This window comes from Aneurinibacillus sp. XH2, assembly GCF_001439585.2.
GTDB lineage: Bacteria > Bacillota > Bacilli > Aneurinibacillales > Aneurinibacillaceae > Aneurinibacillus > Aneurinibacillus thermoaerophilus.
In genome coordinates this window covers 2,002,726-2,022,313 of the sequence record NZ_CP014140.1, presented here as the reverse complement: position 1 = coordinate 2,022,313, position 19,588 = coordinate 2,002,726, and the positions used below count along the sequence as shown (strand labels likewise).

The following is a 19,588-nucleotide window of genomic DNA, read 5'->3' as shown; positions in this document are numbered from 1 at the left end:
GCAAGCGAGATTAGAAAAGTGGCTTTTGGATTGTGCTTTACCACATACCATTTTAGAAGGGTGTGATACATATGTGGCCAAATACAAAGGTATCCAAAATGTTAAAGATTGACTATCCGATTATTCAAGCACCTATGGCAGGAGGGGTCACTACACCGGAGTTGGTTGCAGCTGTTTCCAATGCTGGTGGTCTGGGGACGCTGGGAGCTGGGTATATGTCTCCGGAACAGATAAGGGCCACTATCCGTGAGATAAGAAAAATGACCGAACGTCCATTTGCGGTCAACTTATTTAGCCCGGAACCAATAGATGAGTCGCCTGAGAAAATCATACAGATGAACAAATATCTGAAACATTACCGAGAACAATTAGGGATACATTCTGTTCCGGACATGAGAAAATATACAGAATCATTCGATGAGCAGATCGGTGTAATCCTTGACGAAAAAGTTCCCATTTTCAGCTTTACATTTGGCATCCCATCATCAAATATCATTCATCAATTAAAAAATAAAGGGACCATGATCATTGGAACTGCAACAACGGTTCGTGAAGCAATTCTTCTTCAGGAAAACAATGTTGATATAATCGTGGCTCAAGGAAGTGAAGCGGGAGGACACCGCGGCACGTTTGCCAGCCCATTTCAAAACGCGCTTATCGGGAGCATGGCTTTAGTGCCGCAAATTGTCGATCATGTTCACATCCCGGTTATTGCCGCCGGGGGAATTATGGATGCCCGCGGTGTTGTAGCAAGCCTTGCTTTAGGCGCTTCCGGCGTACAAATGGGAACAGCCTTTCTCACGTGTCCGGAAAGCGGAGCGCATGAAAAATATAAAGAAGCCTTGCTTAACAGTACGGAGGAAAGTACGGTAATTACCCGCTCTTTGACAGGAAAGCCGGCCCGCGGAATAAAAAATGCATTCATTGCAGAAATGGAGAAATTTCAAGGTGATGTTCCTGATTATCCGATCCAGCATGTATTAACTCGTGAAATTCGGCAATCAGCCGCTAAGCAAAACCGTCCGGAATGGATGTCCATGTGGGCAGGGCAAGCCTCGCGTTTATCCACGACCTGGCCTGCTAGTGAACTGGTAGAGCAAACGGTTGCCGATGTGTCTCGCATCATTCAACAATTGGGCAATTCATCGATTCAGAATGCGTGATCGTTATAATATGAAAAAACGAAGGGTGATGAATCCCCTTCGTTTTTTGCGTTCCAGTCTATGAATTCGTTACTAAATTAATAAAAACAATCACGATCCCAATCGGCACTAACCATTTCATGAGCCATCTCCACGTTGTATAAAGGGAAGGAGAGAAATTTCCAGTAAGTAGAAACTCTTGCTTAACTAAAGTTTCATCCATTTTGTGGATGATAAACAAAGCAATGAGTAAATTACCAATCGGCAGTAAAAGGTTGCTTACTAAATAGTCCGTCGCGTCGAAAACGGTTTTACCAAAAATCTGAAAATCAGCAAGAGAACTGAATGAAAGGGCAGCAGGAATTCCAGCAATAAAGACAATAAGTCCGGATACCCAGGAGACCGCTTGACGAGAACGGTTTCCATTTGCCGTAAAGGCAGAAACGATAATTTCAAGTAAACTGAATGAGCTTGTTAATGTAGCGAATAAAAACAGCAATAAAAACATGCTAAAAAACAGTTCACCAAACGGCATTTTTGAAAAAACGGTTGGGAGTACGATGAATAATAATCCAGGGCCCTCTGCTGGCTCAAGACCAAAGGAGAACACAGCTGGAAAAATCGCCAGACCGGCGAGCACTGATACAAAAATGTTCATAATGACAACCCAACCTGCTGAAGATGGAATGCTTACATCTTTACTTAAATAAGAACTATATGTGACCATACAGGAAAACCCAACAGCTAAAGCAAAAAAGGATTGGCCCAGTGCGTATAAAATAGCTTCACTCGTAATATTCTCAAAGCTTGGTGTTAAGAAAAAGCGCACACCTTCCATTGCTCTTTCTAATGTAAGAGAACGGACAACGAGAACGATGAAAAAGATAAATAATAGCGGCATTAAGTATTTATTCGCTCTTTCAATACCATTTTGAATACCGAAAGATACGACAATGACATTGATGAGTAAAAAGAGAGCAAGTCCGAGGAAAGTGGTCATATGGTTTGAAATGATCGCTTCAAATAACTCTGAATAACTTGCACCATCTTTAATAATCATTCCCGGTATAGATAAGCCTGTATAAATAAGAACCCATCCTCCGACAACACTATAAAAGGATAATAGTAAAAAGCAACCGATAACTCCTAGCCGGCCAACCCATATCCAAAGCGTGTCCGGAGCTAATTTTTTATAAGCACTGATCGCTTCTTTTTCAGCACCGCGGCCAATAATAAATTCAGAGATTAACATCGGAAGTCCTATTAAAATCGTAAAAGCAATGAAAATAAGAAGAAAAGCACCGCCGCCACTCATGCCAGTGACGTACGGAAATTTCCAAATTGCACCTAATCCAATCGCTGCTCCAGCTGACGACAGGACAAACCCGATTCTTGAAGACCATTGTTCTTTTTTTCTCCCATCCATTTCCCCTAAACCCCTTTGCGATTTTCTGTGAAACAACTTTAATCCACTAATACGCCTAATACGCCGCTATATCATAGTTTTGTACGGATGTTCCACAATTCCGGGAAGAAGCAATGATCAAGCACCTTTTTTAAATAGGTAACACCAGATGAACCACCCGTACCCATTTTGTGTCCGATAATCCGTTCGACCGTTTTCATATGGCGAAAGCGCCATTGCTGAATCCAGTCTTCGATATCAATGAGTTTTTCAGCTAGCTGGTATAAATCCCAATATTTATCAACCTCTTGATAAACAGCAAGCCAAGCAGCTTCAACGGTTGGATCCCCTTTATATGGTTTGGAGTAGTCACGTTCTAAGAGGTCTGAGTTGATATCAAATCCAGCTTTCGCCAGTTGTTTAATCGCAACATCATAAATGCTTGGTGCCTCATACGCTTGTTTCAATTCTTTTAATAGCTCAGGAGCTTTTTCATAAATTTTTAAGACATGGTCGGATTTATAGCCTAGGGCGAATTCAATCATTCGATATTGATATGATTGAAAGCCTGATGCCTGCCCTAGCTTATCGCGGAACTCCATATATTCGGAAGGTGTGAGCGTTGACAAGACATCCCAAGCATAAATAATTTGCGATTGTATTTTGGAAACACGTGCAAGCATTTTAAAAGCAGGAGCAAGGTTATCTTGTTCAATTTGTCGGATACTTGCCCGAAGCTCGTGCAGGATAAGCTTCATCCATAATTCACTTACCTGGTGAATGATGATAAATAACATTTCATCGTGATGATCAGATAAACAGATTTGACTCGATAAAATTTGATCAAGTTTTAAATATTCGCCATACGTCATACGGTTTTTAAAATCCGTATGAATACCACGTTCTTTTTCCATTTCTGAAAGATGTTTGCTCATTTACATTCCCTCCGTATTTACTCGTCTAACGACTGCTCGAACCGGGCTTCCATCTGCGCCCTTTATTGGAAGCGGAAGAGCGATCAGTTCATAATCACCTGGTTCAATATGATGAAGAACGATATTTTCTAATATCATAATTCCATGTTTATAAAGTGCTTGATGTGCGGACATTTCTTTACTATCAAGCGGATCAACAGATGGCACGTCAACGCCAATAAGCTTCACTCCATACTCATGTAAATAAGGAGCAAGATCAGGTGAAATAGACGGGATTTCAGTCGGAAATTGATCAGGTTGCTTTTGGCGTGACGTTCGTAATAAAAGTCTCTCGACACCATGTAAGTCAACGTTCTTTAGTTCGCTCGGCCCGATTTTTTCTACTCCTGTTACATCAACCATCCGTGCTTTACCAATGAAAATATTGATATTTAGCTCAAGTATTTTTTCGCCATGATTATCAAAATGAAACGGAGCATCGACATGTGTCCCAGTATGAAGACTCGTGGTTATTTTGCCGATATTCACAGAGCCAGTTTCTTCTTTTGAAAAAGCTATTTCATAGGAAAAGGGCGTATCTCCTGGCCAGTGAGCCATGTGATTATGAAGCGGTTGAGAAATATCGATCCACATTGCTATGCCACCACTTCTCGATTGTTTTCATATTTTTTGTAGCGTTCATTTTCCATAATATCTTTTAAGATTTGAACCGATTGCCAAACTTCTTCAAATGTATTGTAAAGGGCAACGGGAGCCAAACGAATACCGTTTGGAGCACGGAAATCAGGAATGACCTTCGCATCTTTTAGCGCTCTACAAATTCTTGCTGCTTCCTTATGTTCTAAAAAGATATGCCCGCCTCGTTTATTGTCTTCAAGCGGATTACCAAGCGAAAAGCCATAATCGTTGAGCTCTTGTTTTATTAAATCAATCATGAATTGTGTTAACTGCAAAGATTTTTTTCGGATGTTTTCAATCCCTGCTTCATGAAATATTTCCAGAGAGCCGATCAAGGGAGCAGTGCTTAAAACATGGGGAGTGCCAATCTGATAGGCTCCGGCATCTTCAGCAGGTGTTAACGTATGCTCCATATCAAATTGCTTTTCTTTTTTCGAGCTGAACCAGCCAGCAAGGCCAGGTCTTTTTCCGAAGTGCTTTTGATTTACGTAAAGGGCTGCAACACTTCCTGGGCCGCCATTTATATGTTTATAATTGCACCAGAAAGCAAAATCGACACCCCAGTCGTCTAACGCATGGGGAATAGCGCCAATCGAATGACATAAATCGAACCCGATGAGAATGTTTCGTTTATGGGCTTCTTCTGTTAAACGTTTCATATCCAAAATTTGTCCGCTTCTGTATAAAATACTGGGTAAAACAATTAAAGCAACTTCATCGGTCATCTTTTCAATAATGTCATCTTCGTGAAGTGTAAGACCATCACGACTTTTCACACGAATTAAGTGTTCAGAAGGATCGTAACCTTTTAGTTTCAATTGACTTTTTAATGCATAAATATCTGAAGGGAAATTTAATTCATCGGCTAAAATTTTTGTCTTTTTTCCTTTTGGTTCATAAAAAGATGAGACTAATTGATGTAAGTTTACGGTCGTGGAACCACTTACAATTACTTCATTCGCTTTGGCACCTACTAATGGAGCCATCTTTTTGCCTAAAGTTTCCGACAAATAAAACCAGGGATATTCCCCATTTGTCCAACCGTCAATCCCGTATGTTTTCCAAGAATCTAGGATGGAGAGAAGGGACTTTTCGGCACGCTTTGACAAGAGTCCAAGAGAATTGCCATCCAGATAAATAATTCCATCTTGCACATAAAATTCATCTCGAAATTTTGCGAGTTGATCATTTTGATCCAATTGTTGGGCGTTTTCACGTGTTAAGCTCATAGGAATCACTCCAAATATATAATTTTGCCTCATTTCTTAATAATTAAAATATAAGTTTTCATTGATACTATGTCAATGATATAATGTCAGTAATATAGAAAAAGCGGCTAACAGTTTAGCAGAGAACAGATTGAGAGGGTTGAGAAAAGGTGAAACATGAGATTGCGAAGCTAACAACGAGACAAAAACAAGCACTAGAGACTAGACAGAGATTGTTAGAGGCTAGTTTAACGGTTTTCCTGGAAAATGGATTTCAAAAAGCAACCATCTCGCAAATTATTAAAAAAGCAAAAACAGGTTACGGTACAGCATACGTGTACTTTCAAAATAAAGACGAGATATTTATGGAATTAATGGAACATGTGATGGAGAAATTTTATGAAGTAGCGAAATGTCCATTTGAACCGAAGACAAAGAAAGAAGCTTATGACATGATTCAACATCAAGTTCGACTTTTTTTAAACCTTGCTGTTCAAGAACGGAAAATCATGAAAGTTGTAAAGGAAGCCATTGGAGTATCACCGATTATAGAAAAAAAGTGGCAAGAAATTCGCGAACGCTTTATTAAACGGATTACCGAAGATATTCAATATTCTCAACAAAATAAGTTAGCGAAAACAGATTTGAATTCAAACCTTGTGGCAAGAGCTTGGTTTTATGCGAATGAAATGTTTATGTGGGAGCTTGTTAATCAAGAAGAATCATCAATAGATGAGATTGCCCTTCACCTGACGACGATGTACACGAGTGGATTGTATGTATAGTTAAACGTTTGGCTCTTTTGAAACAAAAGCTGTTCCATCTCAATCATTGACTAAAAAGAAATTTAGTGAACACGGCACTTACTAAAAACAAATTTCGGCTTAGAATGATAATGGTATAATTATTAGAGACAAAATAAAGGTAGGATGAACAATGAAAAAATTAGTAATGGGAAAGCCAATCGAACAATGGAAATGTGAAATAAATCTTTTAAATAAGTTAGTTTCTTTATATGAGGTGTTTTGGAAAAATCCAAACCATACTTCAGTTGAAGAGGCGATGTCAGGCTGCTTTTTGACGATAGAGGATGTAAAAGAAGCAGAGGCTCGGCTTCATCGTTTTCGTTCTTATATTCAGCATGTTTTTCCTGAAACACGTGGGCAAAACGGAATGATTGAGTCTCCACTTGTTGAAATTTCGAGAATGAAACAGGCTGTTGAACAATTTTATGGTCTTGATATTCCAGGTCGATTTTTTTTGAAACTTGATAGTCATCTTCCGATTTCCGGTTCAATCAAGGCGCGTGGTGGCATTTATGAAGTGTTAAAGCATGCAGAAGAACTTGCGGTAAAACATCGTCTATTATCCTTAGAAGACGATTATTCAAAGTTAGATAGTGAATCATTCCGAAAGTTTTTCTCACAATTTTCCATTGCAGTAGGTTCAACAGGAAACCTCGGTTTAAGCATCGGAATTATAAGTGCAAAATTAGGTTTTCAAGTGACGGTTCATATGTCACAAGATGCCAAACAATGGAAAAAGGATTTGCTGCGAAAACATGGGGTGACAGTCGTTGAGTATCAAGAGGATTACTCAAAAGCGGTAGAAGAAGGAAGAAAACAAGCGTTACAAGACCCGACATGCTACTTCATTGACGATGAAAACTCTCGACATCTGTTTTTAGGCTATGCGGTAGCGGCTTTAAGACTACAAAAACAATTAGAAAATATGAATATTAAAATTGATGAAGATCATCCGTTATTTGTTTACCTTCCTTGTGGAGTCGGTGGAGGACCAGGTGGAGTTGCATTCGGCTTAAAAATGATCTATGAAGACAATGTTCATTGCTTTTTTGCAGAACCAACTCATTCTCCGTGTATGCTGCTCGGTTTAGTGACAGGCCTTCATGATCAGGTGTCTGTTCAAGACTTTGGAATTGATAATAAAACGATTGCTGACGGTTTGGCTGTAGGAAGACCTTCTCGATTTGTTGGGAAATTAATGGAGCCACTTTTAAGCGGAAGCTATACAGTTTCCGACGAACAATTGTACAGGTTATTAAGTATGATGATCGATGAAGAAAATATTCATTTAGAACCATCTGCATTGGCCGGTGTTTATGGGCCTGTTTCGCTCATAAGAAAAGGGCAAGATTATATTCACCAACAGAAGCTTAAAGATAAAATAAAAAATGCAACACATATTATGTGGGCAACCGGAGGTAGCATGGTTCCGAGAGATATAATAAGGCAAGATTATAAAAAAGGAAAAGAGTTATTAATAAACTGGCAGTAAAACGAATGGCTTTCCTTAAAAAATCGTTCAGGGAAGCTCAGACTAGGCGGGGATATAATGGCAAAGAAAAAACAGAACGATAGGAAAACTCTAGTCATAGCTACGATTATCTTTTTAATTATAGGACTGAGTATTTTTTTAATTTTCTACACTCTTTCCAAACCGGAAGAAAAAACGAAGGTTTATCACTTTTCGTATGAGAATCAGCCCTACATAGGAAAAGAAGATGCTCCGGTACAAATTGTTGAATTTGCTGACTTCAAATGTCCTGTTTGTGCAAAATGGGAGGACGTTTATTTCCCTTTGCTAAAAAAGGAATTTATTGATACAGGAAAAGTTAAGTTTGTGTTTATGAACTTTCCGATTCTTGGTGCTGACTCTTATACAGCTGCTGCGGCGGGAGAAGCGATTTATCATCAAAATGAACAAGCCTTCTGGACATTCTATTCTGCCATTTATAAAAAACAAGGGGAGGAAAACGAGGAATGGGCAACACCAGAATTTTTGGTTGAGCTAGCCAAAAGAAACGTACCTGGAGTCGATTATGAAAAGTTGAAACATGATCTTGAACATAAAACATATTTATCTGAAATCGAGCAGGATGCCAAACAAGGGGAGGCAGCATCTGTTCCTGGCACACCTACGTTTTTTATTAACGGGAAGAAAATAGATTCCATTCATTATGAGGATATGAAAGCTGCTATCGAGCAAGAATTGAAGGCTGTTGACACTCCACGCGGCTGAAGTCGTGAGATTCCCGGGTCGTTTGGAAGGGATACCGAGCAACGCCACCTTTCTGTAAACTAAAGCAGCTACCCTTGGCTAGAACGAGGGGAGCTGCTTTACTCATGAATGTTCTGTTTTTCATCGTGAAAATACGACATATCTTTTTCATGCCCTTCACCACTCTAAGCTAATTTCACCATTATACCTTATTTTATCATTTATAAATGGCTTTTTTATGGAAATGTTTACGTGTGTTGAAACATTACGCCAGTCCCTCCTGGTGGATACTCCCAGTTAATATTATGATAAGGGCACCCCATAATGGAAGCACCGCATTCAATGCAGCGTTCTTGATCAATCTCAATTCGATTGTCTTGCCACCGGTATACTTGTGTCGGGCAAAAATACGTGCAGGGTTTATCGATGCATTTTTTTAGACAGATTTTCGGATCGATGATTCCAATAAACGTTTGGTCAGCAGGAATGCGCTGCACCAGTTCCATCGGCGCCATATCGGTGCGTGTAATCCCCCTATTTTGCATTACAGTACCTCCCAATTTCGAAGCGCCTGCCAGACGTCCTTTACTGATTTCAAGGGAAGTTGCATTTGCTTCAATTCTTGTTGAATTCTTTTCATTTTATCCTGCTCAGCACTCATATCGACACGAAAATATGCTGAGCCAAACTCGTTCATCGCCCGGCTGATTAAATAATCGCTGTCCTGATACTTCTTTACATACTTATCATAATTTTTCTTAGCGCGAATATCATTCATAAAAAAGCTCTCGTTAATTTTCCATCCGTATCCAGCTAAAATCTTCTGACTAAAATCGCCTTTGGCATGTGCCTGTAAGGCGATTTCCGCCGCCATCTTGCCTGATAACATAGCTAAATCCGTCCCGCGCCTGCCGCTGACCATTGTCGCAGCATCACCTGCGACGAGCAAATGATGATCATAAAGCTGCGGAATCATTTTAAAGCCGCCTTTTGGAATCATGTGTGCCGCATACTCAATCGGCTCCGCACCACGCAGCAGGCGGCTAATCATCGGATGGCGCTTCGTGCGTTCCAAAAGTTCATAAGGGCTCATCCTTTTCTGCGCTAGCTGATTTAAAAAGCCACCGACGATAAGTCCTAGTGTTTCTTTGCCTAACCAGATGCCAGCCTTCCCAATGATGCCTGCAGTCGGGTATCCGACAAATCCATATACTGCTCCTTCATCACCATCAAGATGAAATCTCTCTTCCATAATATCACGAGGCAGACGGAATACCTGCTTTATATATAGCTTCACTGTCTCGGCAGGAATATCGGAGCGCAGGCCGGCCTGTTTTGTCAAGAATGCGTTAATTCCTTCTGCCAAGATGACAATATCAGCATAATATTTTTGTCCATTATCCAGCTCAACACCTTGGACTCTTCCCTTACTAAATCGGTGTTCCGAGTATAACAATCGAGTAACCAGTGAATGAGTTTGCAATACTGCCCCTTCACTTACCGCTTTCTGTGCCAACCAACTGTCAAACTTACCACGGTGAACGACCAGTTTGTTATAAGGTGGCTTTCCGTAGGTTTGGTTTGTAAATCCGATTTGAAACGCAGAATTGTCATCAAGAAAATATAAATATTCTGTTGTGACAGCACGTTCCCATGGCGCTTCTTCCCAAAACTCTGGGAAAATTTCAGCGGTCGGCACGGCATAAATCGTACCGCCGAACATATTCTTACTGCCCGGATACGTTCCCCTCTCCAGCAGTAATACTTTCAAACCACCACGCGCCATTATATAAGCAGCAACCGATCCGGATGGCCCGGCTCCCACCACAATCGCGTCATACGTGTCCTGCATACATCTCATCCTTTCAAAAAGCGTCTTTTTTTACTGTTTGTTTTTCTGAAAGGTTTTATACTGCTAAATCGATCATCCTTTCGATGTTTTGAGTGATAAAGGTTGGCTAATCACATAAAGGTCAAGCATTGAAACAACTCGATAGAGGAGGAGAATCCGTGAACACGTTTGATTTGACGGGCCGGGTGGCCATCGTGACAGGAGGCAGCAAAGGTTTGGGAGCGGGGATGGCTTTAGCGCTCGCTCAGCATGGAGCAAATGTGGTGGTTGTAAGCCGCAAAGCAGAGGAAGGAGAATTGGTGGCTGAGAAGATTCGCGGAATGGGCCGCAAGTCCCTTGCTTTAGCGGTTGATGTCCAAGACATTGCCGGTTTGCATCGGATGGCAGAAATGGTGAAAAAAGAATTTGGCCGGATCGATATCCTGATCAATAACGCGGGAATCGGGCTCACAAAATTTGCCCTTGAAGTGACAGAAGAGGCTTGGGACAAGGTCGTCGATACCAATCTAAAAGGGGTCTTTTTCTGCTCCCAGGCCGTTGCAAAGGTGATGAAACAGCAGAATGGAGGAAAAATTATCAATATGGCTTCCGTTGCCGGGGCAGCAGGAGCAATTGCCATTGCTCCGTACTGCGCGAGCAAGGCTGGAGTGATTAATTTAACGCGAGCGCTGGCTAAAGAATGGGCTCGCTATAACATCCAGGTCAATGCCATCGGACCGGGATATATTGAAACGGATATGAATAGAGAAGAGCTGGCTAATCCGTCTTTTTATAACAAGATCCTTTCCTCAGTAACAATCAAGCGCTTGGGGGAAGTGAACGATTTGTCAGGTGTGGTTGTGCTGCTGGCCTCTGATGCTTCTAACTATATTACAGGGCAGACAATCTATATTGATGGAGGCAGTTTGATTTAGTTAAGGTATCCAATCTATTTTTTGGGGCGATTAATGTAGGGAAAGACAAAGTAAAGACCATCCTTTCATTTTTAGATTCGCACTAAATAAGGATGGTCATTTTTTTGCCTTTTTATATCATGTTCTTAACTTGATGGAGGATGTTGCAAAACGTATAATCTCTGAATAATGAATAATAAAAAAACCACCTGAAAAGATAGAAAAAAAGATGGTAAACTTGTACAAAGAAGAATATAGCTATAATGATATGAAAAGAGATTTGCAAATTGGACGAGAATTCGAGTTTATTTATAATGGAGTAACCTATTACCTAAGTAGAACTAAACAGGGTTGGATTCTCGTAAGTTCTGATGGCCTGGAAACAGAAAGTGCAACATATAACGAATTACTAGAAAACATTTTTGACAATAAAAACATAAAAGATTTGTGGGATAAAATTGAAATTGTTCAAGTTTTTTTAAAGGTCCTATAACAAAGCCATCTGTATTATAATCGCAGATGGCTTTTCATCTGTCGTCGGTTCCCTCATCAATGGAATAAAGATTGACGACATCTTTAAAGCCTTTCCAGGGAATTTGTTCAGGGGTTACCTACTTGTTCACTATTGTCCAGAACAACGGAACCATCGACTTGCTCCCTCGCCTTAGACCTCCGACATTATTGCTCCAGAATTATTAAATAAAGCTGATTATGTGATAACTCTCTGCGGCGATGCAAATGATAAATGTCCGGTGACTCCTCCTCATGTGAAGCGTGAACACTGGGGATTTGACGAACCAGCCAAAGCTACCGGGACAGAGGAAGAGAAGTGGGACGTGTTCCAACGTGTACGCGATGAAATTGAAGATAGAATGAAGCGTTTTTGTTTTATAACAGAGACAAATGAAAATTGATTGTTTTACTTATCATTTGTATAATGGAGTTATAAATTGGTACCTATGTCATGATGAGTTGAAATTTTTTGAATATGGAGGGATGTTTATGGAGCTAGATGCTAAAAATCCGATACCATTGCATGTTCAGTTAAAAAATATATTAGAAAATCAGATATTGCAGGGACAGTATACGGAAAAAATCCCAAGTGAAAGGGAACTAATGGAAATGTACTCTGTTAGTAGAAGTACGGTTAGGGAAGCAGTTTCCGCTTTAGTTCGCGAAGGAATTTTAGAAAAAAAACATGGCAAAGGAACGTTTGTATCGCTTAAGCCTGTACAAGAATGGTTGCGGATAACTAGTTTTACTGAAACGATTAAAAAGATGGACATTAAGCTGTTAGATAGCGGAATTGTTTCTACGCCTGAGAATATCGAAAACGTGAGTGGTTTCCATGATGAATCTTATTATATTAAACGTTTGAGATTAAAAGATAATGTCCCTATTGCAATTGAGAATCATTACTATCCTATGGAAATTGGTGAGAAATTAGCGCAATACGATTTAAATAAAACCATTTTATACGATGTGTTGGAAGGGGAACTAGGCATTCATTTCTGGGAGGCAGAACAAATTATTACATGTGGTTATTTGCCCAAGGAAGAGGCAAAACATTTAGGTGTTACAGAATCTACTTGTTTGTTGATTACCGAGCGCATGATTACAGATCCAGATGGCAACCTTGTAGAGTATTATAAAGGATTCTTTCGTGCTGATATGTATTCCTTTGTAATGAAGATGTCACGAAAACCGAACCTGCTAGTTTGAGTTTATATGTCCACTTTGTTCGGTATAACTCATTTTTATTTCCCGAATAGGTGGGCTTTTTTGTTATACTAGAAAGTCATTTGTATGAAGGGGGCGTTTGTTATGTCGTATATAGCTGTCATGCTTCTCTTAGTTTCAGCGTTTCTTCATGCTACATGGAATTTTTTATCTAAGCGCGCAGAAGGAGGAATCGCATTTGTATGGCTTTTTACTGCTATTGGGACTGTTATTTATACACCAATTGTATGTATCTTTCTTTTTTTAAAACCGTATACGGGAGAAAATACGAGTTTTGTGTATGTATTAGGTAGTATTTTTCTTCATCTTTTGTATTTTGTCATTTTGCAAAAAGGATATACAAAAAGTGACTTTTCTTTGGTTTATCCTGTTGCACGTGGACTTGGTCCAATGCTTGTAACCATCATGGCTATTTTATTATTTAACGAACAACCTTCTATGCTTGCATTTATTGGTACCGGAATAATTGTAGGCAGCGTCTTTTTTTTGACGGGAGGTTTTACAATATTCAAGGACACCAAGGCTTTATCAGCGATTCATTATGGATTATTTTTAGGTATGATTATTGCTGCATATACATTGTGGGATAAGTATGTGGTAAGCTATCTTTTAATCCCTCCTTTATTATTGGATTACTTAACCACACTGGGACGTTTTATAGTGCTGACTCCCGTTGCCTTGCAGTCCTGGGCAGGTATATGTTATGAATGGAAAACACACCGGAGGGAAGCTATTGGGGTAGGGATTCTCAATTCATTAGCCTACATATTGGTTCTTAGTGCTATGGTTTTAGCCCCTATTAGTTATGTAGCTCCTATCCGGGAGCTTAGCATTTTAATCGGAACGATATTTGGCATTTATTTTCTACGGGAAGGATATGGGTGGAAACGTATTATAGCGGCAAGCACGATTGTAATAGGAGTAACATTTGTTGTGATTGGATAGATAAAGGAAAGTACAATATAAAAAGTCTGATATTTTAAAATAGATCTATATTTTTAAAAATTTAAAATAATGTATTGACTTAACTTTTAACAGGGGATACAATAACGATAACAACTGGTACTGACATCATGATGTATAAATACTAGTACGGATGTCATGATGTTAGCTCCAGTACATATGACAAAAAATAAATAGTCATTCTATCAATTCAGAGGAGGAATGAAATCATGGAAAAGGTAAAATCAAAAATCAAAACAGGAACAAAAGTAAAAATGACACCAAGCGAGGCAATCGTAGAAACCTTGGTAGCTGAGGGAGTTACCCATATTAACGGAATTTTAGGCTCCGCTTTCATGGATATGTTAGATTTACTTCCTACGGCAGGTATTCGTTTTATCGGGGTTCGACATGAACAAAGCGCAGCTCACATGGCAGATGCATATACCCGTATTAGCGGGGTAGCTGGGGTTGTCATTGGACAAAATGGTCCTGGAATTACCAATATGGTAACTTCGGTAGCAGCTGCTTATCAAGCTCATACTCCTATGGTTGTTATTTCTCCTTCTGCAGGAACTCCCACTATTGGGTGGGACGGTTTCCAAGAATGTGATCAGGTCTCTGTTTTTAAAGCGATTACAAAAGAGACAGTACGTGTTACACATCCAAGTCGGGTCGCTGATTGTTTACGAACAGCATTCCGTATTGCGTATGCTGAACGGGGGCCCGTCTTATTCGATATCCCTCGTGACTATTTCTATGGTGAACTGGAAGACCAAATTCTTGAGCCTCATCAATATCGTGTCGATGCTCGTGGATGCGGAGCACCGGAATCGCTGGAAAGAGCAGTCCAATTGTTAATAGAAGCGAAAAATCCCGTTATCATTTCTGGTCGGGGTACGGTTGACTCCGATGGGATTGATGCGGTGAAAGCCATTGCCGAATACTTAACAGCACCGGTAGCGGTTTCATATATGCATAACGATGCATTCCCGGCTAATCATCCTTTAGCTGTTGGACCAATCGGATATATGGGTTCCAAAGCAGCGATGAGGACTTTGGCGAAAGCGGATGTTGTGCTGGCGATTGGCACACGTCTATCCGTATTCGGAACGCTGCCTTGTTATGACATTGATTATTTCCCGAAGACAGCAAAAATCATTCAAATAGATATTAATCCACGGAATATCGCGCGTACACATCCGATTGAAGTGGGAATTATCGGGGATGCACGGGCGGCTAGTGAAGAAATTATGAAACGCTTAAGAGAAATTGCGCCAAACCGAAAAGAAGATCGCGATCGCTTGTTAGAAGTTGCAAATGAAAAACAGGCATGGGAACAAGAGTTAATTGATCTGGCTATGGTAGAAGGAAATCCGATTAATCCTCGCAGAGCTCTATTAGAACTTACAAAAGTGTTACCTGAAAACGCAATTGTGACAACAGATATTGGAAACGTTTCTTCTACAGCCAATGCGTATCTCAAATTTAATGAGGGTCGGAAACATATTGCAGCTCTTACATTTGGCAATACAGGCTTTGCGTATCCGGCAGCTTTGGGGGCTAAAATTGCTAGACCGGATTGCCCGGTTGTTGCGATTGTCGGCGATGGAGCATGGGGTATGAGCTTACATGAAGTAAGCACAGCAGTAGAGGAGAAGATACCGGTTGTGGCCTGCGTCTTTAATAACGGAGCATGGTGCGCGGAAAAGAAAAATCAGGTTGACTTTTATAACAGTCGCTTTGTTGGAGCTGATATTGATAACCCTGATTTTGCTGAAGTGGCACGTGCTATGGGTGCTGTCGGTATTCGAGTTGAGAAAGCCGATGAGTTAGGGGCCGTAATTCAAGAAGCGATTGAATCGAATAAGCCTACGGTTATTGATATTCAAGTAGATGGCACGCAATTAGCTCCTCCATTTAGAAAAGATGCGTTAAGAATGCCAGTTCGCTTGTTAGAAAAATACGCACACTTAGATTATAGAAACTGGTAATGTTACGTTGTTCTCTAGCAAATGGCTCATCATCATACATCGACATTCGTTCATGGAGTGAGGGGAAATGTCGAAGCTTCAAAGTAAATTTATATATAAGTGTAAGGAAATGGGAAAGGGATGGGGTATGATGAGGAAAATAATAGAACAAAGTAACAAAAACCTTACAGAATCTTTAGCATATCAATTGGAGCTAAATACGATTCCTGTAGGTATATCAGCCAGACATGTTCACCTTTCCCTTGATCATATCGATATTTTGTTTGGAAAAGGATATCAACTAAGGATTCATAAAGAATTGTCCCAGCCTGGTCAGTTTGCGGCAAAGGAAAGCGTAATGATTGCTGGACCTAAAGGCACTATAGATAAGGTAAGAATACTGGGCCCCGCTCGCTGCACTACACAAGTGGAAGTATCCCTAACCGATGCCCATCGTTTGGGGATCTCCCCCCCAATTAGGGATTCAGGTGATCTTGCCGGAAGTAGTCCAATTACGATCATTGGCCCCAAAGGCTCGATCTATTTAAAAGAAGGGGCAATTATTGCAAGCAGACATATTCATATGTCTGAAGAAGATGCCCGGCAGTTTCAAGTTCATGATAGGGAAAAGGTGCACGTCGTATCGCAAACGAAGAGAGGGGTTATCTTTAGCGATGTGAAAATTAGAGTAAGTGCTGATTATCGTCTGGAATTTCATATTGACACAGATGAGGCGAATGCTGCTGGGCTTACCAATCAAGATCGGGTTTGGATTTTAAAATGAAGTGTACTTTTCATAGAAGGAGGATAAAGGATGATCATAGGTGTTCCAAAGGAAATTAAAAACAACGAAAACCGTGTAGGGATGACTCCTGCTTCTGTAAGCGCATACAGAGATAATGGTCATGAAGTATGGGTAGAGACTGGAGCGGGATTAGGCAGTGGGTTTACGGATGATGATTATGTGGCTGCAGGAGCAAAAATAGTTCATACACCTAAAGAAGCTTGGTCAGCTGAAATGGTTGTTAAAGTAAAAGAACCTCTTCCTGAGGAATATCGATTTTTTCGTAAAGGTTTGATTTTATATACGTATTTACATTTAGCTGCGGAACCTGAATTAACGCAGGCTCTTATAGATAATGAAGTTATTGCGATTGCTTATGAAACGATTCAGCTGGATAATGGAACTCTTCCACTGCTGACTCCGATGAGTGAAGTAGCCGGGCGTATGTCTATTCAAATTGGAGCTCAATTCTTGGAAAAATCCAAAGGTGGAAAAGGTGTTTTGCTTGGTGGCGTACCAGGAGTAGCGCCGGCAGAAGTTGTCATTATCGGTGGTGGTGTTGTAGGTACGAATGCGGCAAAGATGGCCATCGGTCTGGGGGCGAATGTTACGCTGTTGGATATTAATCCTGCTCGCCTTCGTCAGCTGGATGATCAATTCCAAGGACGTTTAAAGACATTAATATCAAACAACTATAACATTGCAGAGGCAGTAATGAAAGCGGATTTGCTTGTTGGAGCTGTTCTTATACCGGGCGCGCGTGCGCCACGACTAGTAACTGAAGAAATGGTCAAAACAATGCAACCAGGTTCGGTTATTGTTGATGTAGCCGTTGACCAAGGGGGTTCCATTGAAACAATTGATCGTACCACTACACATAGCAATCCTACGTATGAGAAGCATGGAGTACTTCACTATGCCGTAGCAAATATGCCCGGGGCTGTTGCGCGTACCTCAACAATCGCTTTAACGAATGTAACGACTCCTTATGGGTTACAAATTGCAGGGAAAGGATATAAGCAAGCAGCTTTGGACAACAAGCCTTTAGCGAAAGGATTTAATGTAATTGACGGAAAAATAACGTACAAGGCAGTTGCTGATGCGCACGGGTACGAGTATTATTCGATCGATTCTGTTTTATGTAATACTCCTGTAACTATTTAGTTATTTTGATTCAAATAAAAGATAACGAGGAGGCTGCATTATGCAAACAGAGCTGAAAACAAACAAACTTATTGAGCAAGACAAAGAGCATTTATGGCATGCTATGTCCCGCTATAATGAGAAAGCAAGCCCAATGATTGCAACGAAAGGGGAGGGAGCTTGGTTTACCGATATTAACGGAGACAAATACATGGATGGCGTATCGGGGCTATGGTGCCTAAATCTAGGACACGGCCGCAAAGAAATTGTGGATGCTGCTTATGAACAAATGATGAACTTATCTTATTTTCCGCTAACCCTTAGTCATATTCCAGCTATTCAATTATCAACTAAAATTAGTGAACTTCTTCAAGGCTCTTACACAACCTTTTTTTCAAATAGTGGCTCAGAAGCAAATGAAACTGCATTTAAAATTGCTCGTCAGTATCATACACAAAATGGAAACCAAGGAAAATACAAATTTATATCCAGATATCGCGCTTATCATGGTTCAACTCTCGGTGCGTTGAGTGCAACAGCCCAAGCTAATCGAAGAATGAAATACGATCCTGCCGTTCCAGGATTCATCCATGTTCCACCACCGTACAGCTATCGTTCTTTATTTGGAGAGAACGCGAAAAATTCTGACCTTTTGGCAGCTGACTATATTGAGCAGGTCATTAATTGGGAAGGTGCTGATACGGTAGCCGGTGTTATTCTTGAACCTTTCATCTCTGGCGGTGGTGTCATCATCCCATCCAACGAATACTTAAAACGTGTTGCTGAAATTTGTAAGAAATATGATGTTCTTCTAATAGTAGATGAGGTTGTTTCCGGATTTGGTAGAACAGGTAAAATGTTTGGATTTATGCATTCGGAAGGTGTACAACCGGATATTGTAACAATGGCAAAAGGGCTGACAAGTGGATACCTTCCTTTGGGAGCTACCGCTGTGAGTTCTAAAATTTACGAAAAATTCAAAGAAAATGGCTCGAACAATCATTTGCGCCATATTTCTACGTACGGCGGACATCCCGCATCATGCGCGGTAGCACTTAAAAACATTGAAATTATAGAAAACGAAAACATTGTAGAGCGTGTGTCGCAATTAGGCAAAACCATCTTAGGCGAATTACATGATTTAATCGAGCTAGATAAAGTAGGAGAAGTTCGTGGAGTGGGATTCTTATACGGTATTGAATTGGTGGAAGATAAAGTATCAAAAACTCCGGTTTCAGAAGAATTTATGGGAGCTATTATCGCTGCTTGCAAAAATAAAGGATTAATCATTGGCCGAAATGGTGATACGGTTCCAGGATATAATAATGTACTAATTATTGCCCCACCACTTTCTTCAACAGAAGAAGATTTGCGTTTTGTAGTAGATACGGTAAAGACTGTTTTGTATCAACTGTGCTAAGTAATGATAATTAAAAGAGGACACTGTAAAACATATCATTCATAATTAATGAATAAAACGGAGTAGAAATCCACCTTGTTTGAACAGAATAAAAGATGCTTAAGCAAGGTGGATGCTCTCGTGACAATCTCCATTCCCGTAAAACATGCTTTTTTAGAATTTATGATGTACTTACAGATAGCATGAGGATAAGCAGTGTACAAGCTGCATTCGGAAAAGTTGCTTTTTCACAGGAATCAATTTACGGTCAGACCGTTTCCTCTAACCAACCCTATATAATTTATAATTCAGTTTTCAAGATTTAAGAATATATGGATATGTATCTATAGTATACCAAATTTTTCATTTCTTTTCTACAAAAAAAAGAGTTGATTCTACCATATTCGTAAAAGGGACAGCTGACCTATCAGGATTCAAATTTGTATTTTGATAAAGGAGGATGCTATCTGTGT

General features: G+C 40.2%; 18 protein-coding genes and 1 pseudogene. 13 read left to right on the top strand and 6 right to left on the bottom strand.

The annotated features are described in order from the left end of the window. Positions 1–71: 71 nt before the first annotated feature. Positions 72–1,163 (top strand): NAD(P)H-dependent flavin oxidoreductase, encoded by a 1,092-nt coding sequence (locus tag ACH33_RS10010; protein WP_057898890.1) that lies wholly within the window; start codon positions 72–74, stop codon positions 1,161–1,163. 58 nt (positions 1,164–1,221) lie between these two features. Here ACH33_RS10010 and ACH33_RS10005 read toward each other — a convergent pair whose 3' ends face one another. The 4 genes from ACH33_RS10005 to kynU form a co-directional block, all read right to left on the bottom strand. Continuing rightward, a complete protein-coding gene (locus ACH33_RS10005) occupies positions 1,222–2,568 on the bottom strand; it encodes a sodium-dependent transporter (RefSeq protein ID WP_057898889.1) in 1,347 nt (448 codons plus the stop codon). A 71-nt stretch (positions 2,569–2,639) separates the two neighbouring features. Then, on the bottom strand, positions 2,640–3,482 hold the full coding sequence (gene kynA / locus ACH33_RS10000) for a tryptophan 2,3-dioxygenase (RefSeq protein ID WP_057898888.1): 843 nt from the start codon (positions 3,480–3,482) through the stop codon (positions 2,640–2,642). Next, positions 3,483–4,115, bottom strand: a complete 633-nt coding sequence (gene kynB, locus ACH33_RS09995; RefSeq protein WP_057898887.1) for an arylformamidase — start codon at positions 4,113–4,115, stop codon at positions 3,483–3,485. A gap of 2 nt (positions 4,116–4,117) precedes the next feature. Next, positions 4,118–5,389, bottom strand: coding sequence for a kynureninase (gene kynU / locus ACH33_RS09990; protein ID WP_057898886.1), 1,272 nt, complete (start codon positions 5,387–5,389; stop codon positions 4,118–4,120). Positions 5,390–5,538: 149 nt separating this feature from the next. Here kynU and ACH33_RS09985 point away from each other — a divergent pair, with 149 nt between their 5' ends. The 3 genes from ACH33_RS09985 (at position 5,539) to ACH33_RS09975 (ending at position 8,410) form a co-directional block, all read left to right on the top strand. Continuing rightward, positions 5,539–6,153 carry a TetR/AcrR family transcriptional regulator gene (locus tag ACH33_RS09985; RefSeq protein ID WP_057898885.1) on the top strand — a complete coding sequence of 205 codons (615 nt, stop codon included), beginning with the start codon at positions 5,539–5,541 and terminating at the stop codon, positions 6,151–6,153. Between the two features lie 151 nt (positions 6,154–6,304). Further along, positions 6,305–7,666, top strand: a complete 1,362-nt coding sequence (locus ACH33_RS09980; RefSeq protein ID WP_236781851.1) for a D-serine ammonia-lyase — start codon at positions 6,305–6,307, stop codon at positions 7,664–7,666. A 57-nt stretch (positions 7,667–7,723) separates the two neighbouring features. After that, the gene (locus tag ACH33_RS09975) at positions 7,724–8,410 is read left to right on the top strand and encodes a DsbA family protein (protein ID WP_057898884.1); all 687 of its coding nucleotides are present in this window, start codon (positions 7,724–7,726) and stop codon (positions 8,408–8,410) included. Between the two features lie 227 nt (positions 8,411–8,637). Here ACH33_RS09975 and ACH33_RS09970 read toward each other — a convergent pair whose 3' ends face one another. Together ACH33_RS09970 and ACH33_RS09965 are read right to left on the bottom strand one after the other, a co-directional pair. Next, positions 8,638–8,934, bottom strand: coding sequence for a ferredoxin family protein (locus ACH33_RS09970; RefSeq protein ID WP_057898883.1), 297 nt, complete (start codon positions 8,932–8,934; stop codon positions 8,638–8,640). Beyond that, positions 8,934–10,241 carry an FAD-dependent oxidoreductase gene (locus tag ACH33_RS09965; RefSeq protein ID WP_057898882.1) on the bottom strand — a complete coding sequence of 436 codons (1,308 nt, stop codon included), beginning with the start codon at positions 10,239–10,241 and terminating at the stop codon, positions 8,934–8,936. The genes ACH33_RS09970 and ACH33_RS09965 overlap by 1 nt, the downstream gene beginning before the upstream one ends. Before the next feature lie 158 nt (positions 10,242–10,399). Here ACH33_RS09965 and ACH33_RS09960 point away from each other — a divergent pair, with 158 nt between their 5' ends. The 9 genes and pseudogenes from ACH33_RS09960 to ACH33_RS09920 all read left to right on the top strand — a co-directional run bounded on the left by ACH33_RS09960 (position 10,400) and on the right by ACH33_RS09920 (position 19,136). After that, positions 10,400–11,155: an SDR family NAD(P)-dependent oxidoreductase gene (locus tag ACH33_RS09960; protein ID WP_057898881.1), complete on the top strand. Its 756-nt coding sequence runs from the start codon at positions 10,400–10,402 to the stop codon at positions 11,153–11,155. A 217-nt stretch (positions 11,156–11,372) separates the two neighbouring features. After that, positions 11,373–11,627 carry a hypothetical protein gene (locus tag ACH33_RS09955; RefSeq protein WP_156424041.1) on the top strand — a complete coding sequence of 85 codons (255 nt, stop codon included), beginning with the start codon at positions 11,373–11,375 and terminating at the stop codon, positions 11,625–11,627. A gap of 175 nt (positions 11,628–11,802) precedes the next feature. After that, positions 11,803–12,048, top strand: a pseudogene (locus ACH33_RS09950) (arsenate reductase); the annotation flags it as partial. Positions 12,049–12,136: 88 nt separating this feature from the next. Then, positions 12,137–12,856, top strand: a complete 720-nt coding sequence (locus tag ACH33_RS09945; RefSeq protein WP_057898879.1) for a GntR family transcriptional regulator — start codon at positions 12,137–12,139, stop codon at positions 12,854–12,856. A gap of 102 nt (positions 12,857–12,958) precedes the next feature. Beyond that, positions 12,959–13,819 carry a DMT family transporter gene (locus tag ACH33_RS09940; protein ID WP_057898878.1) on the top strand — a complete coding sequence of 287 codons (861 nt, stop codon included), beginning with the start codon at positions 12,959–12,961 and terminating at the stop codon, positions 13,817–13,819. 227 nt (positions 13,820–14,046) lie between these two features. After that, positions 14,047–15,810 carry a sulfoacetaldehyde acetyltransferase gene (xsc, locus tag ACH33_RS09935; RefSeq protein ID WP_057898877.1) on the top strand — a complete coding sequence of 588 codons (1,764 nt, stop codon included), beginning with the start codon at positions 14,047–14,049 and terminating at the stop codon, positions 15,808–15,810. Positions 15,811–15,949: 139 nt separating this feature from the next. Further along, the gene (pduL, locus tag ACH33_RS09930; protein WP_408863344.1) at positions 15,950–16,573 is read left to right on the top strand and encodes a phosphate propanoyltransferase; all 624 of its coding nucleotides are present in this window, start codon (positions 15,950–15,952) and stop codon (positions 16,571–16,573) included. Positions 16,574–16,603: 30 nt separating this feature from the next. Then, positions 16,604–17,737: an alanine dehydrogenase gene (ald, locus tag ACH33_RS09925; protein ID WP_057898876.1), complete on the top strand. Its 1,134-nt coding sequence runs from the start codon at positions 16,604–16,606 to the stop codon at positions 17,735–17,737. A gap of 40 nt (positions 17,738–17,777) precedes the next feature. Continuing rightward, positions 17,778–19,136, top strand: coding sequence for an aminotransferase (locus tag ACH33_RS09920; protein ID WP_057898875.1), 1,359 nt, complete (start codon positions 17,778–17,780; stop codon positions 19,134–19,136). The last annotated feature ends 452 nt before the right edge of the window (positions 19,137–19,588 follow it).